The following is an 8984-nucleotide window of genomic DNA, read 5'->3' as shown; positions in this document are numbered from 1 at the left end:
TACGGTCCCTGATAACATACTTTTCTAAATTTTCGGCGATAACTTTTTTTAAGCTGCCATCGGCATGCACTCTGTCTACGCTAGATAAAACGTCTAATGCGAGAACGTTATAACTGGGAAAATCATTGGGATATTGATCCTTTAAATCCACTAATTGACCGTATAAAACACAAAAAGCAATAGAGAAAGAAGTGTCTATTGCCATATAATTATGATCGCTTAAATCCACATAAATAGTTCGGTAAAACTGTTTTTGCTCAGCAAATAAAATAGGCTTTGTCCCATGATAGCTAAGTCTTATGGCTCCATAGCGGCTCAGTTTCAAAATATTGCCATTCTTACTATCTACAACCAAGCCACGGATTGCATCATCAAATTGAAAGCGTAAAGTTCTTATGATTTCCGGGTAGCGTTTAGATTTAATTAAATGATCAATAACCAGCTTATAGACTAGCGATTCAAAATTTTTAGTTTTATAGCGGATGAGCGTATGGTCCATATCAAGGCCGATAAACTTAATCTTTTTCAAATTTAAAATACGATTAACATACACCTTATGATTCATTTTTTCCTCAAAGAAAGGTTGGTTTTGAAAAGGAGCCCGATTACCAGCTTAGGTTTATGAGCGGACTCCTTCAATAATGGAGTCTATAACACCGGGATCTGCGAGGGTAGAAATATCACCTAGATCATCAAAGTTTTTCGAGGCAATTTTGCGTAAAATTCGCCGCATTATTTTTCCTGAGCGTGTTTTGGGCAAAGCAGGGGTCCATTGAACGCCCTCTAGATTGGCTATTGGGCCAATTTCTTTGCGAACGGCTTGGTTTAATTCCCCTTCTAAAGCATCATTCGGTTTTACATTTGCTTTAGTGGTTACAAAGGCATAAATACCTTCACCAGTTATTTCGTTGGGAATTCCGACAACAGCAGCTTCGGCTACTTGCGGATGGGTTAAAAGAGCATTTTCAATTTCTTCAGTACCAATGCGATGCCCTGAAACTTTGATCACATCATCATTTCTTCCGGTTATCCAAAAATGACCGTTTTTATCGCGATAAGCTCCATCTCCAGTAAAATAAGACCCAGGAGATTCCTTAAAATAAGTTTCTATAAATCGTTCTTTATCTTTATATACTGTTTGCATGAGGCCAGGCCATGGTTTTTTAATAATAAGTTGGCCCCGCTTTTCCCCTGCAGTCGGTTGCTTTTTTTCATCAATAATTTCCGGCTGGATACCAAAAAAAGGACCCGTGACTGACCCTGCTACCTGTGGGGTTGCCCCGGGAATGGCACTTAAGAGGATGCCTCCTGTCTCTGTTTGCCACCAGGTATCTACTACTGCACATTTTTCTGCTCCCACTACTCTAAAATACCACTCCCACACATCAGGATTAATGGGTTCACCGACACTTCCTAAAACTCTTAATGTTTTACGGCTGGTTTTTTTAACCCACTCGTCTCCTTCTTTTCGAAGGGCCCGTATAGCAGTAGGCGCCGTGTAAAAAATTGTTACTTGATGTTTATCAATGACTTCCCAAAAGCGTGAAAAAGTCGGATAGTGAGGGACACCTTCAAAAACAAGCGTGGTTGCACCATTAACTAATGGACCATACAGTAAATAGGAATGTCCCGTAATCCAACCTACATCAGCTGTACACCAATACACATCATCCTCTTTATAATTAAAAATATAATGATGGGTCATTGCGGCATATACTAAGTAGCCTCCTGTACCATGTAGGATTCCTTTAGGTTTGCCCGTGGAACCAGATGTGTACAAGATAAATAAAGGATGGTTGGCATCCACGCTTTCTGCCGGACAATTTGCATCCACTTTATCCATTTCATCTTCATACCAGCAGTCACGCTTATTATCCCAAGAGATTTGGTTAGCTGTTCTTTTCACAACGACTACCCTTTTAACGGAAGGACAAGCTAATACCGCTTGGTCTACATTTTGTTTCAAGGGAATGATTTTATCACCGCGTAAACTTTCGTCCGCAGTGATTACCAAATTGCATTCAGCATCTAAAATTCGCGTTTTTAAAGCTTCCGCAGAAAATCCTGCAAATACCACCGAATGTATGGCCCCAATGCGTGCACAGGCTAACATTGCTATTAACGCTTCGGGAATCATCGGCAAATATATACAAACTCTATCTCCTTTTTTAATGCCCTGTTTTTTTAAGACGTTTGCAAATTTACATACGACATGATGTAACTCTGCATAGCTAATTTTTTTTGATTCGCCAGGGTCGTTTCCTTCCCAAATAATCGCTATTTTATCGCCTTTTGTTGCTAAATGACGGTCTAAGCAATTATAGCTCGCATTGAGCTGGCCTTTTTGAAACCACTCAATCGCTAAGGTTTGAAAGTTACCACTCAAGGTTTTTTCCCAAGGTTTAAACCAGGAAATATATTTATCCGCTTGCTCGCCCCAAAATGTTTCTGGCTCCTCTATAGACTGTTTATACATTAACTCATATTGGGAAGGAGTTAATGAAGGTGATTCTTTCATAACTAATCCTTCCTTTAAGCGAGATTTTGGTAGGTGGGGCTCCACATGTTTGCTTTTACCGCTTGTTCAATATCTTTTTCAGATAGTTCGGAATGTCCTTCTTTAATCGCTTCAGTAACTACTTTTTTAGCAATATGTAAACTTACTTCTCTGATTGTTTTAAGTTCCGGAAGCAGGCGTCCTTCTCCAGTTTTCGTTGCAGGGGCCAACTCGCTTAAAGCTATAGCTGCTGCCATCATCATTTTATTCGTGACTCTTTTTATTTTACCCGCTATCACTGCCAACCCTACCCCAGGAAAGATATAGGAATTATTGCATTGGGCAATAGGGATATCGCGGCCATTTATCTGAACGGCATCAAAGGGGCTTCCTGTAGCTACGAGAGCTTTTCCATTCGACCAATGTAGCAAATCATTAGGGTTGGCTTCTGCTCTTGAGGTCGGGTTCGATAGGGGGAAAATAATTGGTCTGACACAATATTCTGACATTTTCTCAATCATTTCTTTTGTGAATTGATTAGGCTGTCCCGATACTCCTAGCAATATCGTAGGCTTTGCATTCTCGACTACATCGATTAAATTGATTTGAGCCGGATTTTTTAATTTCCATTGGCTAATAGCTTCACGAGATTGAGCAAAAGGTTGCTGAAACGGTAATAAATCAGCCTGGCCATCATGAATTAATCCCATTCTATCTACTAAAAAGAAATGAGAGCGCGCTTCTTTTTCATTTACACCTTGTTGTACCATCGCCTGCACTAATTGCTCGCTAATTCCCGATCCTGCAGAGCCTGCTCCTAATACGGCCACTCGATGATCTTTCAAGGGGATTCCGCTCGTACTGGCAGCAGCAAGGATAGCGGCAACAGTTACGGCGGCAGTTCCCTGGATGTCATCATTAAACGTGCATAGTTGATCTTGGTAACGGTTTAGCAAAGGATAAGCATGCTGTTGGGCGAAATCTTCAAACTGTAGCAATACATTGGGAAAATGTTTTTTTACACTTTGAACAAATTGATCCACAAAGCGATTATATTCTTCCCCAGTAAGACGAGTATGGCGCCAACCGAAATACTCCGGATCATCTAATCTTTCTTGATTGTTTGTTCCTACATCGAGGACAATCGGTAATGTATTAGCTGGGTCAACACCACCGCAAGCAGTATATAAAGATAATTTACCGATAGGAATCCCAAGCCCCCCCACTCCTTGATCCCCTAAACCTAAAATCCGTTCGCCATCGGTAACTACAATAACTTTAACCTCTTGGGTAGCTGCAATGCTTGCAAAAATATCGTCCATTTTTTCCGCTTCATGATAGGAGATAAATAATCCACGTGGTTGACGATAAATATGGTGAAAAAACTGACAGGCCTCACCGACTACCGGGGTATAGATAATAGGCATCATTTCTTCGAGATTATCAAGAATAAAACGATAAAAGAGTACTTCGTTTCTATCTTGCAGTGCGCGTAGGTAAATATGCTGCTCTAGCGGAGCTTCTTTGGCATCAAAGCTGCCGCGACACCGTAAAAGTTGTTCTTCTAACGTTTCAACTTTAGAAGGTAGTAATCCATGTAATTTGAAAATATCGCGTTCTTTAACAGAAAAGGCCGTGCCTTTATTCAGTAATGGTTCTCTAAGTAGTTCTTTACCTTCTTTCCTTATGTTTGCTGCCATTTCCACTCCCTGAAAAAATTACTGAATAAACTTTAAAGACTATAGCAAAATTATTAATATAAACACAAAAAAAGCGAGGATGAACCTGATCCTGGTTACCTGGCGTAACCAAGGTTTCACTCAAGATATTATGACCTTAATTACACTTTGCTTGAAAAAGGTTGGGTTAGTGTGCGTGGGGGGCGTAATAAGCGATTCGGTCTTCCAAGTCCACCGCGGCAGGATTTGTTCAATAAAGATACCATTGTGGCCTGTTTTTTGTTATAATCTGGCGCACATTTTACCCTGAGGGGGATCTCTTGACTGAAATGGTTGTAGAAGGTTCGGAAACTTCATCTTGGCGAAGTGATCGAATGGCATGGCTGGTTTGTCTTTCGGCCGGTCTTTTCTTTTTTTACGAATTCTTTCAACTCAATTTGTTTGATGTAATTAATACTCCATTGCGTCAAGAATTCCAAATTGACGCAGCGCAAATTAGTTGGATGTCCAGTACTTATTTATGGGCAGATATCCTCTTTTTATTACCTGCAGGCATTATTTTAGACCGTTTTTCCACACGAATGGTAATATTAACGGCCCTTTTTATATGTATAGTCGGTACCGTTGGGTTCGGACTTACTAATTCCTTTTTTATCGCCTCGCTTTTCCATTTTTTATCTGGCATTGGTAATGCGTTCTGCTTTTTATCATGCGTAGTATTAGTTTCAAGATGGTTCCCGCCACGGCGTCAAGCGTTGGTGATTGGTTGTTTGGTAACAATGGCATTTATTGGGGGAATGATGGCTCATACCCCCTTAGCCTATTTAAATGCAACATACGGATGGCGTAAGTCCCTATTGATTGATGGTGGAGTAGGCGTTTTATTTTTTTTATGGATTTTACTAATTGTAAAAGATTCGCCGCGAGGGAAATTCTTGGCTACAAGAAACCCTACGGAACCTCCCAATTTTTTTCGCGCATTTAGGAATGCACAAAATTGGTTAGGGGGGCTTTATACATCTTGTTTAAACTTACCCATAATGGTGCTTTGTGCATTATGGGGGGCAACTTATTTAGAAACAGTTCACCACCTTTCTTCCCTGTCGGCTAGCAATGTAGTCAGTTTAATTTTTATAGGTAGCATCATTGGTTGTCCTTTGGCAGGTTGGCTATCAGATAGTTGGGGTAAGCGTAAACCGATAATGTTTTTAGGTGGTATAGCTACTTTATTAACCATGCTGCCGTTTTTTATAGGAATTACTCTTTCCGAATTTACATTGAGCATTTTATTCTTTGCGCTTGGATTTTTTACCAGTACGCAGGTAATAACTTACCCACTTATTGCGGAAAGTAACAGTAGCAGTAATACAGGTTCGGCAACAGGAATGGCTTCAGTTATTATTATGGGTGGCGGTGGAGTAGGACAGGTTTTATTTGGTCAATTAATGAATTATCATGCCCAAAGTACCAATTACCAAGTGGGCGATTTTGAATTCGCCATGTGGATTTTCCCAATCGCTGGTGTTATTGCATTATTAGCATTATTTTTTACTAGAGAAACTTCCTGTAAACGGTTACATTAATACTTCCTTTAGGGACAAAGGAAGGGTTAAATAAGGAGCTTTTATGCAACCGATGGTTGAAGAGTATAGAAGGTTCGATTTGATGAAGTCATTTATGCCCTGGATGGTATGTATTGCGGCTTCTCTCTTTTTCTTTTATGAATTTATTCAAGGTAATATGTTTGCGTCCATCGCAGACAATATTATGGAAGACTTTCATATTGAAGCGGGGAGAATGACTTATCTATCCAGTATATATTATTTGTCTAATGTCATTTTCCTCTTTATTGCTGGATTTTTGCTCGATAAATTTTCTCCCAAGCGCATAATACTATTCGCAATGTTATTATGTGTGCTGAGTACTTTTCTGCTGGCCCATGCACAGTCATTTTATCTTGCTTTACTTTGTCGTTTTATTACGGGAATTGGTAGTGCTTTCTGTTTCCTTGGTCCCATTCGTATAGCCTCTCGCTGGTTTCCACCGCAACGCATGGCTTTAGTTGCCGGTGTCATTGTTACCATTGCTATGACCGGCGGAATGATTGCGCAATATCCCTTAACCCGTTTAGTAAACCTGGTTGGTTGGCGTCATGCTCTTATAGTTGTGGGATGGCTTGGTATGGCGATTCTATTTGCAATGATTTATTTTATTAAAGATAACCCTTCACAAAATAAAAATACGGAAATTAAACATTTAGGTCTTTTGGATACGGCTAAAAAAGCTTTTTTAAATCTCCAGATAGTACGCGCCGCCTTGTTTACCAGTCTGGTCAATATGTCAGTTGCGGTTTTTGGGGCAATGATGGGCTCTTTATATCTTGTACAACGGTTAGATGTTAGTAAAGAAGAAGGGGCTATAGTTAATTCTATGTTATTTTTAGGGGCCATTATCGGTGGGCCGGTTATTGGTTGGTTTTCTGACAAATTAGGGCGTCGAGTGATGCCTATGAAGGTAGGGGCATTGGCCTCCTTACTCACTATATTAGCCATTCTATACCTACCGCTGTCTTTAAATGCAATGACCACGCTTTTCTTTTTCTTAGGATTTTTTACTGCTTCACAAGTAATTAGTTATGCTTTGGTTGCCGAAAGTAGCTCACCTATCATGACAGCCACCGCAGTAAGTGTGGTTTCTATTCTTACCCAAGGGGGTTACATTGTTTATCAAAATTTATTCAGTGCCCTTCTAATGTGGCATGGTGAAATGAAAATGATTCATGGAGTTCCCGTATACTCTTTAAATGATTACCAAACCGCTGCTATTATAATCCCCCTTGGTTTAGTGATAGCTTTGTTCGCTATCTTTAAACTAAAAGAAACTTACTGTTTACCCACCCAGGATTAATTAATGACCGCAGCACGAGCATGTATTTTGCTAATGGATTCGTTTGGTATTGGTGAAAGTCTTGACGCCAAAAAATATGGGGATGAAGGGGCTAATACTTTCGTTCATATCTATCAAGCCGCTTTAGAAGGAAATGCTAATAAAGAAGGTATACGTGAAGGCGAGTTACTGCTGCCTAATTTAGCCAGGTTGGGTTTATTTCACGCGGCTGTGGCAAGCTCTGGCTTAAAGTTTATTGACTTGGGTACTTTAGAAAAACCCCAATCTTTTTTTGGGTATGCTGTAGAGCAGAGTTTAGGAAAAGATACCCCGAGTGGTCATTGGGAAATTGCTGGCGTTCCTATCATGTTTGAATGGGGATATTTTCCTCATACCATCCCTTGTTTTCCTCCCGAATTAATTACCGACTTTGTAAAAAAGGCAAATTTACCGGGAGTATTGGGTGAAAAACATGCCTCGGGTACCACTATAATTGAAGAGCTGGGTGAAGAACATATAAAAACCGGTAAGCCTATCGTTTATACCTCAGCGGATAGCGTGTTTCAAATTGCCGCGCATGAAGACGCTTTTGGACTAGAGCGTTTATATCAAATTTCTGAAATTGCCAGAACCCTGGTGGACCCATATCAAATTGGCAGAGTGATTGCCAGGCCTTTCGTTGGTAAACCCGGGTCTTTTAAGCGCACCGGAAATCGAAGAGATTATGCTATCCCTCCGCCAGAAGCCACTTTATTGGATAAATTAAAAGAAGCAGGTAGAGAAGTAATTGCAATAGGCAAAGTAGCTGACATTTATGCCCATCAAGGCGTAACCCAAACTATAAAGGCAGATGGCAATATGTCATTGTTTGATAAAACAATAGCTACTATGAAAAATGCTCCGGGAGGTAGTTTAATCTTTACAAATTTTGTTGATTTTGATTCTTCTTATGGTCATCGCAGAGATTTAGTTGGTTATGCAAATGCGCTTGAGGAGTTTGATCAACGCCTCCCCGAATTAGAAGCAATATTACAACCTGATGATATCGTAGTAATTGCTGCTGATCACGGATGCGATCCTACTTTTCCAGGTTCTGATCATACGCGTGAACATATCCCGGTATTAGTTTTTGGCCCTTTGTTAAAATCAAAATTTATTGGCAGGAGGGATAGTTTTACGGATATTGGACAAACCCTCGCGCAACATTTAGGGATAGATCCTTTAATGCGTGGAGTATCTTTTCTATAAAAATGTAGCGTGAGTGCGCGCACATACTCACGCGTTTTTTTTAAATTCGGTTTTTTTCCTCTTCTACCATTGATTTTTTCTTAACCATCCCCACATAAAAATCTTTCGATTCTTTTAAGGAACAGTTTTGGAGCAATTTAGAGGAACAACCATTCTTTCAGTAAGAAGAGGAAATAAAGTTGTTATTGGCGGAGATGGGCAAGTTACCATGGGCAGTACGGTGATGAAAGGAAACGCCCGTAAAGTACGTCGATTATATAAAGATAAAGTTATTGCCGGATTTGCGGGTGGTACCGCAGATGCGTTTACACTTTTTGAACGCTTCGAAAGTAAACTGGAATTACACCAAGGACATTTAGTCCGTGCTGCTGTAGAAATGGCAAAAGATTGGCGTACTGATAAAGTATTAAGGCGCTTGGAAGCACTTTTAACCGTGGCCGATAAACATTCTTCGCTTATTATTACCGGGAATGGGGATGTTATCGAACCCGAAGATAGCTTAATGGCAATAGGTTCCGGAGGGCCTTTCGCACAGGCAGCTGCCCGGGCTTTGATGGAAAATACAAAGCTAAGTGCACTGGAAATTGTAAAAAAATCTTTAACCATTGCTGGCAACATTTGTATCTATACCAACAATAATTTAACCATTGAAGAATTAGATAGTGAGTAATTGA

At 40.1% G+C, this 8984-nt stretch carries 6 protein-coding genes and 1 pseudogene; 4 read left to right on the top strand and 3 right to left on the bottom strand.

Annotated features, from left to right (window positions below):
* Position 1: 1 nt before the first annotated feature.
* The 3 genes and pseudogenes from EL206_RS05485 to EL206_RS05680 all read right to left on the bottom strand — a co-directional run.
* Positions 2-565: pseudogene (locus EL206_RS05485) on the bottom strand (5'-nucleotidase domain-containing protein); the annotation flags it as partial.
* 54 nt (positions 566-619) lie between these two features.
* Positions 620-2518: an acetate--CoA ligase gene (gene acs / locus EL206_RS05685; protein WP_058462264.1), complete on the bottom strand. Its 1899-nt coding sequence runs from the start codon at positions 2516-2518 to the stop codon at positions 620-622.
* Positions 2519-2532: 14 nt separating this feature from the next.
* Positions 2533-4197 (bottom strand): NAD-dependent malic enzyme, encoded by a 1665-nt coding sequence (locus EL206_RS05680; RefSeq protein WP_058462263.1) that lies wholly within the window; start codon positions 4195-4197, stop codon positions 2533-2535.
* Positions 4198-4505: 308 nt separating this feature from the next.
* Here EL206_RS05680 and EL206_RS05675 point away from each other — a divergent pair, with 308 nt between their 5' ends.
* The 4 genes from EL206_RS05675 to hslV all read left to right on the top strand — a co-directional run bounded on the left by EL206_RS05675 (position 4506) and on the right by hslV (position 8980).
* A complete protein-coding gene (locus tag EL206_RS05675; RefSeq protein ID WP_232048528.1) occupies positions 4506-5759 on the top strand; it encodes an MFS transporter in 1254 nt (417 codons plus the stop codon).
* Positions 5760-5802: 43 nt separating this feature from the next.
* The gene (locus EL206_RS05670) at positions 5803-7083 is read left to right on the top strand and encodes an MFS transporter (protein WP_084758840.1); all 1281 of its coding nucleotides are present in this window, start codon (positions 5803-5805) and stop codon (positions 7081-7083) included.
* Between the two features lie 3 nt (positions 7084-7086).
* Positions 7087-8310, top strand: coding sequence for a phosphopentomutase (locus EL206_RS05665; RefSeq protein WP_058462261.1), 1224 nt, complete (start codon positions 7087-7089; stop codon positions 8308-8310).
* A gap of 127 nt (positions 8311-8437) precedes the next feature.
* Entirely contained in the window at positions 8438-8980 is a 543-nt protein-coding gene (hslV, locus tag EL206_RS05660; RefSeq protein WP_058462260.1) for an ATP-dependent protease subunit HslV, read from the top strand.
* Positions 8981-8984: the final 4 nt, after the last annotated feature.

The sequence above is a fragment of the Legionella adelaidensis genome, assembly GCF_900637865.1.
Taxonomy (GTDB): Bacteria; Pseudomonadota; Gammaproteobacteria; order Legionellales; family Legionellaceae; genus Legionella_A; species Legionella_A adelaidensis.
The sequence above is the reverse complement of the archived record's forward strand: the minus strand, read 5'-3'. Positions and strand labels throughout refer to the sequence as shown.